Genomic DNA, 18092 nt, shown 5'->3' with positions numbered 1-18092 from the left:
TAAAAATATGCATATGAAAACAATAATAGATAATTTTTCTACTGATTCTGGTAATTATGCTAAATACCGTCCTACATATCCTAAAGAGTTTATAGAGGAAATTTCTCACCATGTAAATTACAAGAAGTCAGCTTTAGATATTGGCACAGGAAATGGGCAAGTAGCTGTTGTTTTAAGTGAAATTTTTGCACAAGTAAATGCGATTGATATTAGTGAGAATCAGCTTAAAAATGCGATACAGTTACCTAATATTGAATATCAGGTATCTAGAGCGGAAGAAACGCCATTTTACAATCAGTATTTTGATTTAATTACGGTTGGGCAAGCATTTCATTGGTTTGATTTTGATGCTTTTTATGAAGAAGCGAAGCGGATTTTAAAACCAGGGGGGGTACTAGCTTTATTTGGTTATGGTGTTTTGAGAGGAAGTGCTGATTTTAATGCAAAAATGAACGTTTTTTACGAAGAAGTTATAGGGAGTTATTGGGATAAGGAACGTATTTATATTGATGAAAAATATCAGAACATTAATTTTCCTTTCAATGAAATAAACCTCTCTAAAGATTATTTCATAAAAGTTAATTGGACATTAGCGCAATTAAAGGGGTATTTAGAAAGTTGGTCGGCAGTAAAAAAATATGAAAAGCAAAATAACGAGAATCCAGTTGAAGATTTTATACAACTGCTTTCTGGAATTGAGAAAATCAGTTTAGAATTCCCTATTTTTTATAGAATTGGAAGTTTAAAATAGGGAGGTGAAATTTTAGCCACAAATTTACAAATATATTGTATTTGACTTCGTTTTAGAGTTTGCCCATGGGATGACAGGGAATAAAAATACATTTGTGAATTCGTGGCAAATTGTTTATAAGACAGCCTCTTATTTAATCATTTCCTTGAATTATAACTCTTCTGTTTAAATAATAAAGCAATAGGCAAGCTATAATTCCAAGCATAATCATAAAGTACCAAGTAAATTCAAACCCAAATAAATCTATTAAATGGAAGCCAGAATTATGTCCTAAAATATGCGATACAGAAAATGAAATACTGTAAAGAGCCAAATACTCTCCTTGATTACCTCTTTTTGCTCGATTCAAGGCAAATGCATTAGAAAATGGAAACACAAGCATTTCTCCAAAACTCATTAATATCATCCCGATAACTAGCATTCCTATCCATCCAGAAATATTTAAAACTACAAAACTCAAAAAGGTTAAAAAGCAGCCTATCATTACAATAGAAAGGTTGCTCCATGCTTTCTTTTCGAAAAATTGAACCAAAGGCATCTCAAATAAAAATATTAAAAAACCATTAAACCCTAGAAGAAGTCCTATTTCATCTTCAGTTAGGGTGAAAATTTCTTTGTAATAAAGCGGAACTGTTGAAAAATATTGTAGGAAAATAAATCCAAACAAAATCATGGACACAAAAAATAACCAATACGGAAAATCGTTATAAGCCGATTTTGGAGCATTGTTTTTTACTTCATCTAAAACTTTAGCTCTTTTTGGATTTAGTACATTTAACAATAATATTCCAGCAAAAAAGCATGTAATCCCATCAACCCAAAAAAGTCCGCCATAACTCATGTTTGTTATTATGAGTCCGCCAATAGCTGGTCCTGCAGAAAATCCTAGATTTATAGCAAGACGGATTAGCGTTACAGAGCGTGTTTTATTTTCTGGCTTACTGTAAGCACTTAATGCTACAAAAACAGCAGGACGGAACATATCTGCAATCAACATTACTGTAAAAATACCGAAGCAAATACTCCAGAAAGTGTCTAAAAATTGAAGCGCTACAAAACTTAGAGCCGATCCTAATAAGCTAAATACCATTATTTTATAATATCCTATTTTATCGGTTAACTTGCCTCCAATCCAAGAGCCAACAACCGAGCCGAGTCCGAAGAAAGTCATAATCCAGCCAACATCTGCAAGGGTAAAACTTAATTTTTGTGTAAGATAAAGCGATAGGAATGGGATTACCATAGTTCCAGCTCGGTTTATTAAAGTTATTAAAGCAAGCCACCAAACTTCTTTTGATAGCCCTTGAAAAGATGAAATGTATCCTAAGTATAATTTTTTCACATGAAAATTTTTAAGTTATATACTTTGTTTTAAGATTGTTAATCTGCTTTGTAAATCCATCATTGAGGGTTTTATTCCCCAAAGCCTGTCCAGAGTTTACCAAAGGGCTCTATATCGAAATGGATTAAATTATTTTCCTCTGACTACCTCATAGTTTGCCCCGAGGTAGTTGATTAATAACTAGTTTTTTAAAACCCTTAGCTTTGTTCAATTACTTTTATTAAGGCAAATACTTAAACTAAAACAAATCCCTCTGTATGGGGTTTATCAGTTTAAAAAAATTATTAATTGGTTTTAAAAAGAAAAGCCCGACGTTTTTAGCGTCGGGCTTTTATATAGTTATGTTTGTAACATTATTACATCATACAAAAGCACCAACAGCGTACCAGAGAGTACACACAAGATTTATTATATGTTGTAATATGTTTCATCATTTTTTTATTGTTAATGAACTCGCCTAAACGAATTCAAAACAAAGCTACTTAAAAAAGTAATAAGTTGTATTTTTGTTTTTCAGAAAAAACTATTTAAAATGTCCTTATAGTAGGATTTTATAAAGACCAAGAACAGTTACTTCCACAAAAGGGAATAATAAAACGAAGGTCTTTTTAAAGGTAGTGGCGCTTTGTGTTGTGGTGTAAAATATTGAAAATTAATTGTTAAACTTAAATTTATTAGTGTGAAATTAAACTTTTTTATTACTCTTTCTATTGTGTTTTTAATGACTGCTTGTAAGGATGGGAAAAAATATCATGATGATAAAAAGGAAATAAAAGCAACTTCAGAAAATATAAAAACTGAATTAAGTAAGGAAGCTCAGGCACTAGCTTTTCAGAAGGAAATAAATGAAGAATATGCAGATCCTAAAGAATCTCCATTAACGAAAGAAGATTTTATAGGATTTGAGAGTTTAGAATTTTTTCCAATAGATACAAGTTTTAATGTGGTTGCCAAATTAGAATTAACTCCAAACGAACAGCCATTTTTAATGCCAACAACCACAGATAGAAAATCGGAGGAAGTTTTGTTTGGAATCCTTTATTTTGAATTGCATGGTAAAAAGTTTTCTTTAAACGTATATCAAAATCTACAGTTAAAAGAAACAGAAGAATATAGAGATTATCTCTTTTTGCCATTTGCTGATACAACTAATGGGGAAGAAACCTATGGAGGGGGGCGTTATATAGACCTTAGAATCCCGGAAACCGATTCCATTACAATTGACTTTAATAAAGCGTATAATCCGTATTGTGCGTATAATAAAAAATACTCTTGTCCTATTGTGCCAAAAGAGAATACGTTAGATTATGCAATTACTGCTGGGGTTAAAAAATTTAAGTCTCATTAAATATCTAAAGGAAGTTACACACCATGAGTTTGATTTAGCATTTCTAATTAACAGTAAAAAGTTATTGTTTTTTACGAGCAATAGCATAAAGTAAAATCATTCCTGCAAAAAGCACACTCAATCGGGCAATATAATCCCCATATTTTACATAAAAGGTTTCTTTATTATTGATAGTAACTTCTCCAGATAAACTTCCTTTGGCATTATAAGCAAGGGTTTTGGTAACCTCTCCCTTCTCATTTATAAAGGCAGAAATTCCCGTATTTGCACTTCTGGCAACACTTTTACGAGTTTCTATAGCACGAAGTCTTGCGTAACTTAAATGTTGCTTATGTCCTTGGGTGTTGTCCCACCAAGCATCATTAGTAATAATTGCTAAAAAGTTAGCTCCGTTTTTTACATATCCTGTTACAAATTCCCCATAAATAGATTCGTAGCATATAATAGGAGCAGCTGCAAATACTTTATCATTTGAAAAGAAAACGCTGCGGTCTTTTTGTGTTGCTCGCATTGCCACAGTTCCTCCTAAGTCTAGCATGACATCTCCTAATAAAGGTTCTAGAACATTTTTAAATGGAAAGTTTTCAACCCCAACAACTAATTTTGATTTTATATATTTTTCTGAAATGTTATTTTTTCCTACTTGTACGGCAGCATTGTAAAAATCAAACCAACCATTTTGACCGTAAAAGTTTGCAGTAATTGTAGGTTTTTCTTTCTGAGGATAATGACGATAGAAATCTACTCCTGTAATAAATTGCATATTTGGATACTGACTCACAAAGTTTTGTAAAACCATTTTTTCTGTAGCGTTATCAAATGCATCTATAGACGAGCCTTTTGCCAATGCCGTTTCTGGCGCAATAACATAATTTGTATTCGATGTAACAACTGGTTCAGCTAGTTTTACAAGGCTTTTTGCCATTTGAAGGTTTGAAATATCATATTTTTGAGAGTATGGGTCTATATTGGGTTGTAGTAAAGTAATTGCTGCTTTTTGAGAGGACTCCTCGTAATTTTTCAGTAAAAAGAGAGAAAAAATAATAGGTATCGCAATTAATAAAACATTGCGAGCAATTCCTTTTGATAAAATACGTCTATTCTTACTTTCTTGATATTTAACAATTGTTGTAAAAACTCCAATATTAATAATCCAAATCCAAAGTGCACCTCCAAAAGTTCCTGTATACTCATACCATTGAATCCAAGTAGTATATTGGGAGAAGGCATTTCCTAAGTTGAGCCATGGCCAAGAAAAATCCCAGTTGAGGTGAAACTTTTCAAAAGCCATCCAAATAGCAGGGAGAAATATAAGATGGATTTTTGCGGGTAAACGCTTTGCTACAAAATGATAAAGAGAAAAAACAATCGTCATTAAAAGTGAATTCACAGCCAATGCAAAAAACATCCCAAAAGGGGTAGAATACCATATCCACCAAGTGGTTATAGAATTCCAAATAATAAAAGCTAGGTATGCTGTAAAAAATACTTTAGTTCCTTTTCTCTTATAATTAGATTCTCGGATGTGTTTTTCGGCTAACAGTAAGGGAACAAAACCAATAAAAGCAAGCAGAGGGACACCATATGTTGGCCAAGCTAGTGCTAATAATAATCCTGATAATATGGCAAGTAAATACGAGTTTTTCACACTAATAAACTTAAGTTAAAATTTAAATTTCAAGAACTTACATAATTAAGCAAAGAATCATTTTCTTTTAAGAAACGTTTACCTTGGCTATACTTAATCCCTCCATGAGGGTTTCATGAAATTATTTTGATACTGCTAATATCTTAATAAAATTTGATAGCACCATGTGGAGTGAAAAGAGATACTATATAATTATTATATTTAAATAATAACTCATCCACTTAAATTTTAAAAATAGTAATTTTACATAATTGAAATTTTACACTAATGAAGAAATTTATTCCCAACGGATTAACACTTTTAAACCTACTTTGCGGTACTATTGCAGTTATTTTAGCAGTTCAAGGTAGTCTCATTTTTGCTGCATATTTTGTTTTTGCAGGAATCTTTTTTGATTTTTTTGATGGGCTTGCTGCAAGACTCTTAAATGCGCAAAGTGAATTAGGCTTACAACTCGACTCGTTGGCAGATATGGTGACTTCTGGGGTTGTACCCGGAATTGTGATGTTTCAGTTGTTTAAAATGAGCGAAGGAAATTATACTTGGGACAATCATGAAGCAACTCAAACGATGGTAAATGTTGACGGGTTTAATTTTTCTTTTTTAGCAATTTTCGGGCTTTTAATTACTTTAGGCTCTGCATACAGATTGGCAAAGTTTAATATAGATGAGGAGCAAGCAACTTCTTTTATAGGTTTGCCAACTCCAGCAAATGCACTTTTTATATTATCGTTACCATTAATATTGCATTTTCAAGAGTCTAGTTTTTTAGACAGTTTAATTCTTAATAAATGGTTTTTAATAGTAGTAACCATTTTAAGTACCTATATGTTGAATGCCAGAATTGCTCTTTTTGCATTGAAGTTTAAAAGCTGGGGATTCAAAGAAAATAGCATCCGATATGTGTTTTTAGTAATAGCAGCCCTTTTATTAATACTGCTCCAGTTTGCTGCAATTCCATTGATTATAGTATTGTATGTATTGTTTTCGGTTGTGATGAGTTTTCAACAGAAGAGTCGCGCTTAAAAATAAATCTAAACTATTAAAAAAGCCTTTGAGTAAGTAAACTCAAAGGCTTTTTTAATTCTAAATATAGGATTGTACTTTATTCAGCAAGTTCAAAAACTGCTAAAGGAGCCATACGTGCTTTAGTAATAGAAAGTACCCCGTCTTTAATGGTATAAGTGTCGGCTTTTTCAAGAATTCCCATAAACTGACTCTCAACTTTCATATCCAAACAAGCTTTCATGGTGCTTGCTAATTTTGAAGTTTCAAATCTATTACCTTCTTTTAGTGTATAAGATCCTGTAAAACTATTACATCCAGCGTTTCCGCTAACTCTATTTTCTTCAGCAAAAAACTGTATAAAAGGTTCAGAAGTAGCTTTTCCAATTTCAGAAACTGGTTGCCCCATAAGTTTTACAAGCCTCCATTTTTTCCCAGTAAGTGCTTCGTCAGATATTATTTGTTCTTTGCTTAAAACATATTTATTTGCCAATGCACCTTCAATTTTAGCACCTTGGTTGTCAAGCTTTGTTAAAGTGTTTTCTCCAACAGCATATTGTTGATTTTTATCTCCATCTAAAGTAATTTGATTTCCTTTAGCATTCCAAGTAAAAGAACCAGATTTCTCAGATGGCTCTTCTTCTCTACCAAGATATGTAGTAGTTACAATATATGTTTTATCTAGATTTAAGAGAAGAGAAGTTTCTATTCCTTCGCAATCTGCGCACGGGAGTATCCCTTTATAAGTTCCATTCCAATCCAAGGAGTTTTCGCTAGTATGGGTGTCCACAATTTTCTCTTCAGTTGAAGTTGTTGTTTCCTCTTTTTTTGGTTTTTCATTGCATCCAACAGCTAATAGGGCAGCAGATAGCAAACCAATTGAAGTTAATTTTAAATTCATCATTGCTTTTTAATTAATTTTTGAGATAAAACGATTTTCAATATATAGTAGTAGGGATTATCAGTCTTAGTCTAAAAATCTAATTTTTTCTTTCTTAGCTCGAAGTTCTGACCTAAGTATACTTTTCTCACCATTTCATCGGCAGCCAATTCTTCTGGGATTCCTGCTTTTAAGATATTACCTTCAAACATTAGGTAAGAGCGCTCCGTAATAGCTAGTGTTTCTTGAACATTATGGTCGGTAATTAAAATCCCGATGTTTTTATTTTTAAGCTGCGCTACAATACGCTGAATGTCTTCCACAGCAACTGGGTCGACTCCTGCAAAAGGTTCGTCAAGCAAAATAAAACTTGGATCGGTAGCTAGTGCTCGTGCAATTTCTGTACGTCTACGCTCTCCTCCAGAAAGTAAATCTCCTCTGTTTTTTCTGATATGACCAAGGCTAAACTCATCAATTAACGCTTCCATTTTCATTTGGCGCTCTTTTTTAGAAAGTTTTGTTAGCTGAAGCACACTCATAATATTGTCTTCAATACTTAATTTTCTAAAAACAGAAGCCTCTTGCGCTAAATACCCAATTCCGTTTTGAGCACGTTTATACATTGGGTAATTGGTAATTTCTTGATTATCTAAAAATATCTTTCCACCATTAGGTTTAATAAGACCAACTATCATATAAAAAGAAGTGGTTTTACCTGCTCCATTAGGGCCTAATAATCCAACAATTTCTCCACGATTTACTTCAAGAGAAATTCCTTTCACTACTTTTCGTCCCTTGTAGGATTTCATGATGTTTTCAGCTCTTAGCTTCATATGATGTTGCTTATTTTTAGTAATTCAGATGAAATAAATACTCCATTCGCCATCAAAAGTATGGATTTTGGGGTTAAATAGGACACAGTTTAATATAGGTTTAGGAATCTTTATTTTCTAGCGCATCCCAAAACTCATATGCTTTTCTTAAATGTGGAACAACAATTGTTCCGCCAACAAGGGTTGCAATTCCTAATGCTTCTACTACTTCCTCTTTGGTTAGTCCTTCTTTATAACTTGTTTCTAGATGGTATTTTATACAATCATCACAACGCAATACTGCAGAAGCTACTAAACCTAATAATTCTTTAGTTTTTACATCTAAGGCACCTGCCATGTATGCATTGGTGTCTAAATTAAAGATTCGTTTTATTAATTTATTATTGTCTTCTAGAATGCGGTCATTCATTTTAGAACGATACGCATTAAAATCATCTACAATATCACCCATTTTTAGTTTTTTCTTTCTTTAATTTACGTTCTTCTCTTTTAAGTACTATTTTAGAGATATAAATACTTACTTCATATAAAATTACAATCGGAATTGATACTACAATCTGACTAGCAACGTCTGGAGGGGTTATTACTGCGGAAAGTATTAATACAATTACAATGGCTATTTTTCTATATTTTCTAAGGAAATCTGGCGTTACTAATCCTATTTTTGTAAGGAAATACATTAAAATAGGAAGCTCAAAAATAAGTCCGCAGGCAATTACTGAAGATCGAATTGTTGAGATATAAGAAGATAAATCGATATCGTTAAATACTTCTTCACTAACATGGTAATTTGCTAAGAAATTTATAGAAAGTGGAGAAATAACATAGTATCCAAAAAGAACTCCTGTAAAAAACAGAAAAGATGCAATTATTATAAATCCACGTGAGTTGTTTCGTTCTTTTTCATAAAGTCCAGGACTTATAAAGCACCATAATTCCCATAAAATATATGGGAATCCAATTATAAACCCTGCCCAAATAGAGGTCCAAATATGTGCAGAAAACTGTCCAGCCATCTCTCTACTCTGAATTCTAAACTGTGGCCCTTCACAAAAAGATTCGTCCATTCCAAAATATCTTGAAATATTACAGAAGAACTTATAGGTAGGAAAATCTGCTTTTTTGGGGCCAAAAAGGATGGTGTCAAATATAAAATCTTTAGCTATAAAGGCTACAATCCCAATAATCATAACTGCTAGAACAGCTCTAATTAGGTGCCATCTTAATTCTTCAAGGTGGTCAAGAAAAGACATTTCTTCTGTTTCACCAGTTCCAATTTGTTTTGTCATTATAAAATTCCTTCTTTAATTAAGTCATGAATATGGATTACTCCAAAATAGTCTCCGTTTTTTTCTACTAGTAACTGAGAGATTCCAAATTGATCCATAATATCTAGGGCGTCTACTGCTAACATATCGCAGTTGACAGTTTTTGGATTAACTGACATAATGTCTTTAGCATTTAATCCATTTATGCTATCATACTTTCTTAGCATTCTACGAATATCACCATCTGTAACGATTCCTACAATTTTATTTTGATTTATTACTGCAGTAACCCCCATTAATTTTTCTGAAATCTCCACAATAACGTCTCTAACATCTGCATTTTCAGTAACTTCAGGTTTAAGATTAACAGTAGCAATATCTTTAACCCTAAGGTAAAGTTTCTTTCCAAGAGCCCCCCCAGGATGGTATTTAGCAAAGTCCTTACTACTAAAGCCTCTAAGCTCTAAAAGGCAGATAGCAAGCGCATCTCCCATAACCATTTGAGCAGTAGTACTGGTAGTTGGCGCTAAATTATGAGGGCAGGCTTCCTTTTCTACATGTGCATTTATTATAAAATCTGCTTGCTGCGCTAGAAATGATTTTTTGTTGGAGGTAATTGCAATAAGTTTATTGGGACCTTCTTTAATAAATGGTACTAATACTTTTATTTCTGCGGTATTTCCACTTTTAGAGATGCACATAACAACATCGTCTTTTAAAATGGTTCCTAAATCTCCATGAATTGCGTCTCCTGCGTGCATAAAAACTGCAGGAGTGCCAGTAGAATTTAATGAAGCTACAATTTTTGTGGCAATTATGGCACTTTTTCCCACTCCGGTGACGATTACTCTACCTTTTGAATTGTATATATACTCTACTGCGTCAGCGAATTCATCATCTACAAAAGAGGCAAGGTTTTTGATGGCACTACTCTCGTTATCAATTACCTTTATTGCATTGGCTTTGATGACACTTTTAGTATTCAAATTTAAATTTTTTTAGAATTTGTAATAACTAAAGATTAATAGTATCTTTAGTAGTGCAAATGTATATAAAATAGTAAAACGAAAGGATGAGTTCAGCTGAAATTGACTTACAGGCAGCGCTTAAACAGTATTTTGGATTTAGTCAGTTTAAAGGTTTACAAGAAAAGGTCATAAAAAATATTATTAATGATCAGAATACGTTTGTTATTATGCCGACTGGTGGAGGAAAGTCTCTCTGCTACCAATTACCAGCGCTAGTTAAAGATGGGACAGCCATCGTAATTTCCCCCCTAATTGCACTGATGAAAAATCAGGTTGATGCTATTCGAGGAATTTCCTCGAATAAAGGCATTGCCCATGTTTTAAATTCTTCACTCAATAAAACGGAAGTTCGACAAGTAAAAGAAGATATTACAAATGGCGTTACAAAATTATTGTATGTAGCACCAGAATCTCTTACAAAAGAGGAGTATGTAGAATTTTTTAGAACGGTAAAAATATCGTTTGTAGCCGTAGATGAAGCCCATTGTATATCAGAATGGGGACATGATTTTAGACCTGAATACAGAAATATTAGAACAATAATACAGCGTTTAGGAGATGATATTCCAATTATAGCCCTAACAGCAACTGCTACACCAAAAGTTCAAGAAGATATTCTTAAAAATTTGGGAGTTAATAGTGCTGAGGTTTTTAAGGCATCATTTAACAGACCAAACTTGTATTATGAGGTACGCCCAAAAACTAAAAATGTAGATGCCGATATAATTCGTTTTGTAAAACAAAATGAAGGAAAGTCTGGTATTATATACTGTCTTAGTAGAAAGCGTGTGGAAGAATTGGCTCAAACATTACAGGTAAATGGCTTGAAAGCCGTTCCTTATCATGCAGGTTTAGATGCCAAAACCAGAGCAAGACATCAAGATATGTTTTTAATGGAAGATACAGACATTGTTGTAGCTACCATTGCTTTTGGAATGGGAATTGATAAACCAGACGTACGTTTTGTAATCCACCATGACATTCCTAAAAGTATAGAAAGCTATTACCAAGAAACTGGTCGTGCTGGTCGTGATGGAGGAGAAGGACATTGTTTAGCATTCTATTCATATAAAGATATAGAAAAGCTAGAAAAATTTATGAGCGGAAAACCTGTAGCCGAGCAAGAAGTTGGTCATGCGTTGCTACAAGATATGGTTGCCTATGCAGAAACATCAATGTCTAGACGTAAGTATATTCTTCATTATTTTGGGGAAGAATTTGACGAGGTAAATGGAGAAGGCGCAGATATGGACGATAATATCCGTCATCCTAAAAAGAAACATGAAGCTAAAGATGATGTTGTTAAGCTTTTAAAAATAATTAAAAGCACCAAAGAGAAATATAAAGCTAAAGAGATTGTTAATACGCTAGTAGGAAAAGTAAATGCACTTATAAAGTCTCATAAAACAGACGAGCGTCCGTTTTTTGGAAATGGAAAAGAGCATGAAGCTTCTTATTGGATGGCATTAATCCGTCAAGTATTGGTAACAGGGATGTTGCGTAAAGAAATAGAGCAATATGGCGTATTGCATTTAAATGAAAAAGGAAATGAGTTTATAGAAAACCCAACTTCTTTTTTAATGACCGAAGATCATTCTTACACAGAAGCCAATGACGATACAATTGTTACAGCCGCTAAAGGAGGTGGGGCTGTAGCCGACGAGCAATTGTTGAAAATGCTAAAAGACCTTAGAAAACAACAAGCCAAAAAGCTTGAAGTTCCACCATTTGTTATTTTCCAAGATCCTTCTTTGGAGGATATGGCTCTAAAATACCCTATCAATTTAGACGAAATGAGTAATATTCATGGTGTTGGAGATGGGAAAGCTAAGAAGTTTGGAAAGCCTTTTATTGAATTTATTAATAAATATGTAGAAGAAAACGATATTATCCGACCAGATGATATGGTGGTAAAATCTACAGGCGCCAATTCTGCTTTAAAATTATATGTAATACAAAATGTTGATAGAAAACTTCCTTTGGATGATATTGCAGCTTCAAAAGGGTTGAAAATGGACGACCTTATTAAAGAGATGGAGCAGATTGTTTATATGGGAACTAAATTGAATTTGGATTATTGGATTAATGAAATTTTAGATGAAGACCAACAAGAAGAGTTACACGATTACTTTTTGGAGGCTGAAGACGATAAAATTTCAAATGCAATGGAAGAGTTTGATGGCGAATATGAAGACGATGAAATACGCTTATACCGTATAAAATTTATTAGTGATGTAGCCAATTAATTTTTTAGATACTGTCTAAATATTTTGAATAATCTCCACTTTCAATGCGTTTAAAACCATTAGGACATTTTTTAAAATGATAAACTGAGGCTTTTATTTGAGTAGTATGAACTTGAATAAAAGCCTCCTTTTTTTCGTAATAATTAAAAGTTGGGTCGTTAATACCTTCATAGGTGTCCAATGCAGAAATAACAGCTTCTATATTGGAGGTGATTTTATAAACTTCTCCATATATAGTATTGAAGGAATTTTCATCAAAAACAGCCCCCGGAAAACTTCCAAGGTCATAAATCTCTCCTTTAGTAATTCCTTTTCCTATAAATGTGCTATTGTTTCTTAAAAATTCAGCAATAGAATTTTTAAAGTCATTCATTAAAGTTCCGTATACAAAGACGTGCATATTTTAATTAGAGAGTTTGTAATAGCGGTCAATACAATTATCTTCTTCATTATAAAACTCTTTAATAAAGTTAAAAGTAGAATCGAGAATTCTAACAGAGGTAATATTGTTTTTATCAACGTAAGCTACAATTTCTTTTATCTTTTTAACCTCAAAAGCATATTTAATGAGTCCGTTAGTTACTTCTTTTCCATAACCTTGTTTCCAATATTCTTTTAGTAATCGGTAGCCAATTTCGTACTCATCTTTTTCATTTCTTACTAAAGCAATAGTTCCGATAAAATTGGAGGAAGATTTTAAGGTAATTGCCCAAACCCAAAAGTCGTTTTTCGGATTTTCATAGAATTTTAAAATATTCAATAAGTCTTTTTTATTCTCTTCTAAAGAATAAGTTTTACCCCCAACATATTTCATAACAGCTTGGTCGTTCTGCATTTTATGAAACAAGTCGAGATCCTCAAAATTAAGCGCGCGAACAGATAATCTTTGTGTGTTGAATATCATACACTAAAGGTATGATAAAATACTAACACTTAAAACGGTTAGGATACACTATTCTCTAATAATTCTAAACTGTAGTTTTGTGTGTTTAAACGAGCTTCAATTCCTACCGGAAGAGTAATGTTATGATCAACGTGTCCAATTGGGAAACCGTATACACAAGGAATATTCATAGGTTTTAACCGATCTAAAATAACTTCTTTCAGACTAAAAGAATTAGCTCTTTTTGGGTCGTCACAACCTTTAAAAACTCCTAAAACAATCCCTTTGGCGTGCTTAAAAGTTTTAGAATCTAGAAGTTGGGTGAGCATTCGGTCTACACGGTAAGGGTCTTCATCAATTTCTTCAATAAAAACAATTTTATCCGTATAATCAACATCAAAATCGGTTCCCGTCATAGCAGAAAGTAAGGAGAGATTACCACCAACAAGCTTTCCTGTAGCCGTTCCAGAGGTAATTACATAATTCTCAAAAGTAGAATCTGCTAAGGTTTTGCTTGCTGGAAATGTTTCTGTAGCAAGCTGAATGCTATTATCTGTATGTTCAATTATTCGTTCTAATTGTGTTCTATTAAATTGATTATCCAGTGTAGTTCCAACAGGCCCATGAAAAGTTACAATTCCAGTTTTTTGATAAATACTGTTTACAAGCGCAGTAATATCACTAAACCCAAGTAATATTTTAGGATTTTGCTGAATGTAGTCAAAATTAATATCTTTTAAGATTCGAGTACACCCATAGCCTCCACGTGCACAAAAAATAGCATCAATAGCTGGATTTAAAAACATTTCATGGATATCTTCAACCCTAGCAATATCTGTATTACTAAAATATCCATAGTTTCCAGAAATCCTAGAAGTATAAAAAGGTTCATACCCCATGGCTTTTACATTGGTAATTGCATTTTGTAAAGCTTTATCAGAGAGTGCATATCCTGGTGCGATTAAACCTACTTTAGCCCCTTTTTTTAATTTCTTCGGAAGAATAACATTACTTTGAATAGGTTTAATAGTATTTTCTTGAGCAAAAATAGTTCCCACAGGAACAGCAGTAAGTGCGGATGCTTGCACACTACGAGTGATAAATTTTCTACGATTCATGCTTTAAAAAGTGTATTTAGATATTTCAAAACTACTTATTTTTTTTTGCTTCGTCCTTTATTTTTACAATTCATCTATAAAAATCAACAACTCGGAATGTTCTTTTTTATAAGAACGTTAAAATGTATCAATTTTGAACCTATATAACTAACACTAGAAAATTATGATACAATTGCTTTATTATTTTTTGTTACTTCTTTTTAGTTTGATTGATGTAGATGGGGCGTCAATCGAAGAAGTAGCAAACCATCAATCAAAAATCGAATCAGTAAGAATGAATCATCAAGAGAACGTATTTGTCTCATCAGAATACAGAATTAATCTCTCATAGAGGGTTTAATTTCTCAAAGCTTCTCCTGAGTTTGCCAAAGGATTCTGTATCGAAAAGAGTTGAATTTTTATAAGGAGTAATTAACTCTTTTTAGTTTTCATTAACTTTAAGCAAAACAAACAATACATTATTTAAACAGAAAATGATTACAATAATAAAAGAACTTGGCAGGGCATTTTTTTTGGGGGTGCTTATTTTTTTAATCCTCAATATCATTACGTTCGCAAACGAAGGGGTTATTGTTTTTAATCAAAGTTTGATAACTAAGTTTCTATACAATCAGCTTTATACCATTGTAATTTATCTTGGGAATGCATTTTTTATTAGGTTTCTTTTTAATAGATATGGAAAAAAAATATATTCCTTCCAGATTATTTTTCGTTTTGTATTAGGTTCGATGCTCATCACTTTTTTCTGCGTATTTGTATTAAATACCTTTATTTGGGTATTGATACATGGAGCATCGTTTAATCAAGCAATTGCAAACCAACACGTGGGAGATTTCTTAGGGCCAATGTTGATAGCACTTGTTGTTTCGTTAATTTTTACAGCATTCTTCTTTTATAAAAATAAACAAGAGTCAAAAGTAAAAGAGCAAAAAGTAATTGCCGGAAGAGCAACAGCTCAGTTTGATGCTTTAAAAAATCAACTTGATCCACATTTTCTTTTTAATAGTTTAAATGTTCTTACAAGTTTGATAGAAGAAAACCCTAGGGGAGCCCAAAAATTTACAACATCGCTTTCAAAAGTATATCGATATGTGTTGGAGCAAAAAAGTAAGGAGTTAGTTACCGTAGAAGAAGAAATTAATTTTGCTAATACCTATATAAGTTTACTAAGAACACGTTTTGAAGATAGTATTGTTTTTAATATTTCTGAAACTTTAATAAACAAAGAAGCAAAAGTAGTTCCGCTATCGTTACAATTGCTTTTGGAGAATGCGGTAAAACACAATCAAGTAAATCCTAAAAACCCATTAGAAATAACCATAACAGAAGAGCATAATTATTTGATCATTTCTAATAACCTTCAGCCAAAATCGGTATTAAAAAGCAGTGTTGGAGTAGGGTTGTCAAACATTAAGCAACGGTATCATTTACTAACAACTAGAGATGTGGTTATTGAGAAAAATGCCACTCATTTTAAAGTAAAGATTCCAATGTTAACTAAACAAATAGCAACTTCAATGACAAAACAAGAAATATACATACAAGATAAACGCTACAAACGCGCAAAAGAGCGTGTAAATGCCATAAAAGGATTTTATGGAAACCTAACTGCTTATTTAATTATAATACCAGGTTTAGCATGGTTAAATTACCAAACAACCGATTTCCCATGGATTATTTTTCCTACACTGGGTTGGGGATTTGGATTATTAGCACATGGAATGGAAGCTTTTGGTTATAACCCATTATGGGGGAAACGTTGGGAAGAGCGTAAGATTAGAGAACTAATGGAGAAAGATATTTAATATTATAATTATGGAAAATTCAGAAAAGGATAATAAATATTTTCGTGCAAAAGAGCGCGTAGAAGAAATTAAGAAATTCTACAATGGTTTAACGTCCTATATTATAGTCAATATTTTTTTAGCAATATTGAATTACTGGTTAGATGGTTGGAATTATCCATGGTTTTTATGGTCGGCTGGACCATGGGCAGTAGGGCTTCTTTTCCAAGCTGCCAAAGTATATGGATGGAACCCTGCATTTTCAAAAGACTGGGAAGAGCGAAAGATTAAAGAATTTATGGAAGAAGATAACGAAACTAATACCTCCACTCGTTGGGAATAAAATATAAAAAAATGACAGTAACAGATCAAAACGAAAGATATAAATATGCAAAGGAACGAGTTAAACGCTTAAAAGGCTTTTACTGGCATTTAGCAATTTTTATAATAATCAACTCCTATATTTTAGTAAACATTTATATCTCTAGCTCTTATAATAATGAGGAATTTTGGAATTGGGCTACTTTTACAACATTGTTTTTTTGGGGTATTGGAATGGCTATGCATGCTTGGAAGGTTTTTGGAACCCAGTTTTTCTTTTCAAAAAAATGGGAAGAAGAGCAAATTGAAAAGTATATAAAAGAAGAAGAGTTTGAACGGCAAAAATGGGAATAAAAGCAGTATTATATAAATAATATGAACGTACTAATTATAGAAGACGAAGCGCCTTCAGCAAGGCGTTTACATAGAATGCTAAAAGACTTGGGGGTTGAAGTAGATAAGATTTTACACTCGGTTGAAGAATCTGTAAGTTGGTTTTCTGGCAAACCACATCCAGACTTGATATTTTTAGATATTCAATTGTCGGACGGACTCTCTTTTGAAATATTTGATAGTATCGATATAAAAAGTGCTATTATATTTACCACCGCTTATGACGAGTATGCCTTGCAAGCATTTAAACTTAACAGTATTGATTATCTTTTAAAACCAATAGATGAGGATGAATTAGCGTATGCAGTAGAAAAGTATAAAAACTTTAAACCTTTAAAAAGCGCTGTTCAGCTTAATTTTAATGATATTAAAAAGTTACTGGTAAACCCAATAGAACGCACTTACAGAAAACGGTTTACCGTAAAAGTAGGACAACATTTAAAATTAATTTCTTTAGAAGATATTGTTTGTTTTTACAGTGAAAATAAAGGGACTTATCTACATACCAATGAAAATAGAAGTTATCTAATGGATATTACATTAGAGGCTTTGCAGGAAGAACTTCCTCCAGATGAATTTTTTAGGGTAAGTCGTAAATTTTGTATCAATATAAATGCAGTAAAAGACATTATTAATTATACCAATGCCCGTTTACAAGTAAAAATAAATCATTTTAACGAGCAAGAAATAATTGTAAGTAGAGAGCGCGTTAAAGATTTTAAAGACTGGCTGAGCTAATCTCTCCTAGATGGTTTTATTTCTCCGAAGTCTATTTTGATTAATCGAAAGGTTTTGAGGCAAAATAGTAAAGTTGTTTTATTTTAATCCTTTATATCCTTGATTCTTAATATGGATAGTTATAAATTACCAGTTATTCGTTATTTATAGTTTTTTATGAAATGCTATTAGCAGTTTATCAAACCTATATGTATGACATTTGAAGGTATTACTTCTGACTTTAAAAAGCGATAAATATTAATAGATGAAAAAATATAAAATCCTGAAGATAGTTGGAATAATAGTGCTATCGCTAATTTTTGTTGTCGCTATCGGATCATTCCCAAAAGTTGTGTTTATGCAAAAATTGTAGTTAATCTGAATAAGAAGAATTCTACATTTTTGACACCTCTAAACTGGGCTCTAAAAGCTTTTATTTTAGCATTAAAAGATTCTGCTGAAGCATTAGTACTTCTGTTTATAAAATAATTCAAAATCGATTTATAGTTAATAGTTATCGTATTTGC

The 18092-nt window shown here is 32.4% G+C and carries 19 protein-coding genes; 8 read left to right on the top strand and 11 right to left on the bottom strand.

Going from position 1 to position 18092, the window contains the following annotated elements:
- The first annotated feature begins 13 nt into the window (after positions 1-13).
- On the top strand, positions 14-751 hold the full coding sequence (locus AC13CQ_RS07875) for a class I SAM-dependent methyltransferase (RefSeq protein ID WP_335588251.1): 738 nt from the start codon (positions 14-16) through the stop codon (positions 749-751).
- 133 nt (positions 752-884) lie between these two features.
- Here AC13CQ_RS07875 and AC13CQ_RS07870 read toward each other — a convergent pair whose 3' ends face one another.
- Positions 885-2093 carry an MDR family MFS transporter gene (locus tag AC13CQ_RS07870; protein ID WP_482882774.1) on the bottom strand — a complete coding sequence of 403 codons (1209 nt, stop codon included), beginning with the start codon at positions 2091-2093 and terminating at the stop codon, positions 885-887.
- A 679-nt stretch (positions 2094-2772) separates the two neighbouring features.
- Here AC13CQ_RS07870 and AC13CQ_RS07865 point away from each other — a divergent pair.
- The gene (locus AC13CQ_RS07865; protein ID WP_482882771.1) at positions 2773-3441 is read left to right on the top strand and encodes a DUF1684 domain-containing protein; all 669 of its coding nucleotides are present in this window, start codon (positions 2773-2775) and stop codon (positions 3439-3441) included.
- A gap of 61 nt (positions 3442-3502) precedes the next feature.
- Here AC13CQ_RS07865 and lnt read toward each other — a convergent pair whose 3' ends face one another.
- Positions 3503-5089 carry an apolipoprotein N-acyltransferase gene (gene lnt / locus AC13CQ_RS07860; RefSeq protein ID WP_008612868.1) on the bottom strand — a complete coding sequence of 529 codons (1587 nt, stop codon included), beginning with the start codon at positions 5087-5089 and terminating at the stop codon, positions 3503-3505.
- Between the two features lie 267 nt (positions 5090-5356).
- Between lnt and AC13CQ_RS07855 the strand changes: the two genes are divergently transcribed.
- The gene (locus AC13CQ_RS07855; protein ID WP_337900083.1) at positions 5357-6115 is read left to right on the top strand and encodes a CDP-alcohol phosphatidyltransferase family protein; all 759 of its coding nucleotides are present in this window, start codon (positions 5357-5359) and stop codon (positions 6113-6115) included.
- 79 nt (positions 6116-6194) lie between these two features.
- Here AC13CQ_RS07855 and AC13CQ_RS07850 read toward each other — a convergent pair whose 3' ends face one another.
- From AC13CQ_RS07850 to AC13CQ_RS07830, 5 genes are all read right to left on the bottom strand, one after another.
- Positions 6195-6998 carry a copper resistance protein NlpE N-terminal domain-containing protein gene (locus AC13CQ_RS07850; RefSeq protein WP_456867452.1) on the bottom strand — a complete coding sequence of 268 codons (804 nt, stop codon included), beginning with the start codon at positions 6996-6998 and terminating at the stop codon, positions 6195-6197.
- 68 nt (positions 6999-7066) lie between these two features.
- Positions 7067-7807: an LPS export ABC transporter ATP-binding protein gene (gene lptB, locus AC13CQ_RS07845; protein WP_008612865.1), complete on the bottom strand. Its 741-nt coding sequence runs from the start codon at positions 7805-7807 to the stop codon at positions 7067-7069.
- A 100-nt stretch (positions 7808-7907) separates the two neighbouring features.
- Positions 7908-8258, bottom strand: a complete 351-nt coding sequence (locus tag AC13CQ_RS07840; RefSeq protein ID WP_008612864.1) for a carboxymuconolactone decarboxylase family protein — start codon at positions 8256-8258, stop codon at positions 7908-7910.
- On the bottom strand, positions 8251-9096 hold the full coding sequence (tatC, locus tag AC13CQ_RS07835) for a twin-arginine translocase subunit TatC (protein WP_482882770.1): 846 nt from the start codon (positions 9094-9096) through the stop codon (positions 8251-8253). The genes AC13CQ_RS07840 and tatC overlap by 8 nt, the downstream gene beginning before the upstream one ends.
- Positions 9096-10061, bottom strand: a complete 966-nt coding sequence (locus AC13CQ_RS07830; protein ID WP_008612862.1) for a KpsF/GutQ family sugar-phosphate isomerase — start codon at positions 10059-10061, stop codon at positions 9096-9098. The genes tatC and AC13CQ_RS07830 overlap by 1 nt, the downstream gene beginning before the upstream one ends.
- Positions 10062-10147: 86 nt before the next feature.
- On the opposite strand from AC13CQ_RS07830, the gene recQ reads away from it, so the two are divergent.
- The gene (gene recQ, locus AC13CQ_RS07825) at positions 10148-12349 is read left to right on the top strand and encodes a DNA helicase RecQ (protein ID WP_337900081.1); all 2202 of its coding nucleotides are present in this window, start codon (positions 10148-10150) and stop codon (positions 12347-12349) included.
- 4 nt (positions 12350-12353) lie between these two features.
- Here the strand turns inward: recQ and AC13CQ_RS07820 are convergent, their stop codons facing one another.
- From AC13CQ_RS07820 to AC13CQ_RS07810, 3 genes are read right to left on the bottom strand one after another with little or no spacing between them, the layout of a single operon-like run.
- Positions 12354-12749, bottom strand: a complete 396-nt coding sequence (locus AC13CQ_RS07820; protein WP_335588244.1) for a gamma-glutamylcyclotransferase family protein — start codon at positions 12747-12749, stop codon at positions 12354-12356.
- A 3-nt stretch (positions 12750-12752) separates the two neighbouring features.
- Positions 12753-13253 carry a GNAT family N-acetyltransferase gene (locus AC13CQ_RS07815; protein ID WP_335588243.1) on the bottom strand — a complete coding sequence of 167 codons (501 nt, stop codon included), beginning with the start codon at positions 13251-13253 and terminating at the stop codon, positions 12753-12755.
- Positions 13254-13291: 38 nt separating this feature from the next.
- Positions 13292-14350 (bottom strand): S66 peptidase family protein, encoded by a 1059-nt coding sequence (locus AC13CQ_RS07810; protein WP_482882769.1) that lies wholly within the window; start codon positions 14348-14350, stop codon positions 13292-13294.
- Between the two features lie 473 nt (positions 14351-14823).
- On the opposite strand from AC13CQ_RS07810, the gene AC13CQ_RS07805 reads away from it, so the two are divergent.
- Genes AC13CQ_RS07805 through AC13CQ_RS07790 form a run of 4 tightly spaced genes read left to right on the top strand, consistent with a single transcriptional unit; the run spans position 14824 to position 17586 of the window.
- On the top strand, positions 14824-16155 hold the full coding sequence (locus AC13CQ_RS07805) for a 2TM domain-containing protein (RefSeq protein ID WP_335588241.1): 1332 nt from the start codon (positions 14824-14826) through the stop codon (positions 16153-16155).
- Positions 16156-16165: 10 nt separating this feature from the next.
- On the top strand, positions 16166-16477 hold the full coding sequence (locus AC13CQ_RS07800) for a 2TM domain-containing protein (RefSeq protein ID WP_008612849.1): 312 nt from the start codon (positions 16166-16168) through the stop codon (positions 16475-16477).
- 11 nt (positions 16478-16488) lie between these two features.
- The gene (locus AC13CQ_RS07795; protein WP_008612848.1) at positions 16489-16809 is read left to right on the top strand and encodes a 2TM domain-containing protein; all 321 of its coding nucleotides are present in this window, start codon (positions 16489-16491) and stop codon (positions 16807-16809) included.
- Positions 16810-16830: 21 nt separating this feature from the next.
- The gene (locus tag AC13CQ_RS07790; RefSeq protein WP_008612847.1) at positions 16831-17586 is read left to right on the top strand and encodes a LytR/AlgR family response regulator transcription factor; all 756 of its coding nucleotides are present in this window, start codon (positions 16831-16833) and stop codon (positions 17584-17586) included.
- Between the two features lie 335 nt (positions 17587-17921).
- On the opposite strand, the gene AC13CQ_RS07785 is transcribed toward AC13CQ_RS07790, so the two are convergent.
- A partial coding sequence (locus AC13CQ_RS07785; protein WP_482882825.1) for a transposase occupies positions 17922-18092 on the bottom strand: 171 nt, incomplete at its 5' end.

The sequence above is a fragment of the Galbibacter sp. L-19 genome, assembly GCF_056857615.1.
The sequence above is the reverse complement of the archived record's forward strand: the minus strand, read 5'-3'. Positions and strand labels throughout refer to the sequence as shown.

Coding starts and splice junctions, on each gene's coding strand:
- AC13CQ_RS07810 (WP_482882769.1), bottom strand. CDS start 14,350: ATGAATCGTAGAAAATTTATCACTCGTAGTGTGCAAGCATCCGCACTT.
- AC13CQ_RS07875 (WP_335588251.1), top strand. CDS start 14: ATGAAAACAATAATAGATAATTTTTCTACTGATTCTGGTAATTATGCT.
- AC13CQ_RS07820 (WP_335588244.1), bottom strand. CDS start 12,749: ATGCACGTCTTTGTATACGGAACTTTAATGAATGACTTTAAAAATTCT.
- AC13CQ_RS07850 (WP_456867452.1), bottom strand. CDS start 6,998: ATGATGAATTTAAAATTAACTTCAATTGGTTTGCTATCTGCTGCCCTA.
- AC13CQ_RS07805 (WP_335588241.1), top strand. CDS start 14,824: ATGATTACAATAATAAAAGAACTTGGCAGGGCATTTTTTTTGGGGGTG.
- AC13CQ_RS07815 (WP_335588243.1), bottom strand. CDS start 13,253: ATGATATTCAACACACAAAGATTATCTGTTCGCGCGCTTAATTTTGAG.
- AC13CQ_RS07840 (WP_008612864.1), bottom strand. CDS start 8,258: ATGGGTGATATTGTAGATGATTTTAATGCGTATCGTTCTAAAATGAAT.
- AC13CQ_RS07790 (WP_008612847.1), top strand. CDS start 16,831: ATGAACGTACTAATTATAGAAGACGAAGCGCCTTCAGCAAGGCGTTTA.
- recQ (WP_337900081.1), top strand. CDS start 10,148: ATGAGTTCAGCTGAAATTGACTTACAGGCAGCGCTTAAACAGTATTTT.
- AC13CQ_RS07795 (WP_008612848.1), top strand. CDS start 16,489: ATGACAGTAACAGATCAAAACGAAAGATATAAATATGCAAAGGAACGA.
- AC13CQ_RS07855 (WP_337900083.1), top strand. CDS start 5,357: ATGAAGAAATTTATTCCCAACGGATTAACACTTTTAAACCTACTTTGC.
- tatC (WP_482882770.1), bottom strand. CDS start 9,096: ATGACAAAACAAATTGGAACTGGTGAAACAGAAGAAATGTCTTTTCTT.
- lptB (WP_008612865.1), bottom strand. CDS start 7,807: ATGAAGCTAAGAGCTGAAAACATCATGAAATCCTACAAGGGACGAAAA.
- AC13CQ_RS07800 (WP_008612849.1), top strand. CDS start 16,166: ATGGAAAATTCAGAAAAGGATAATAAATATTTTCGTGCAAAAGAGCGC.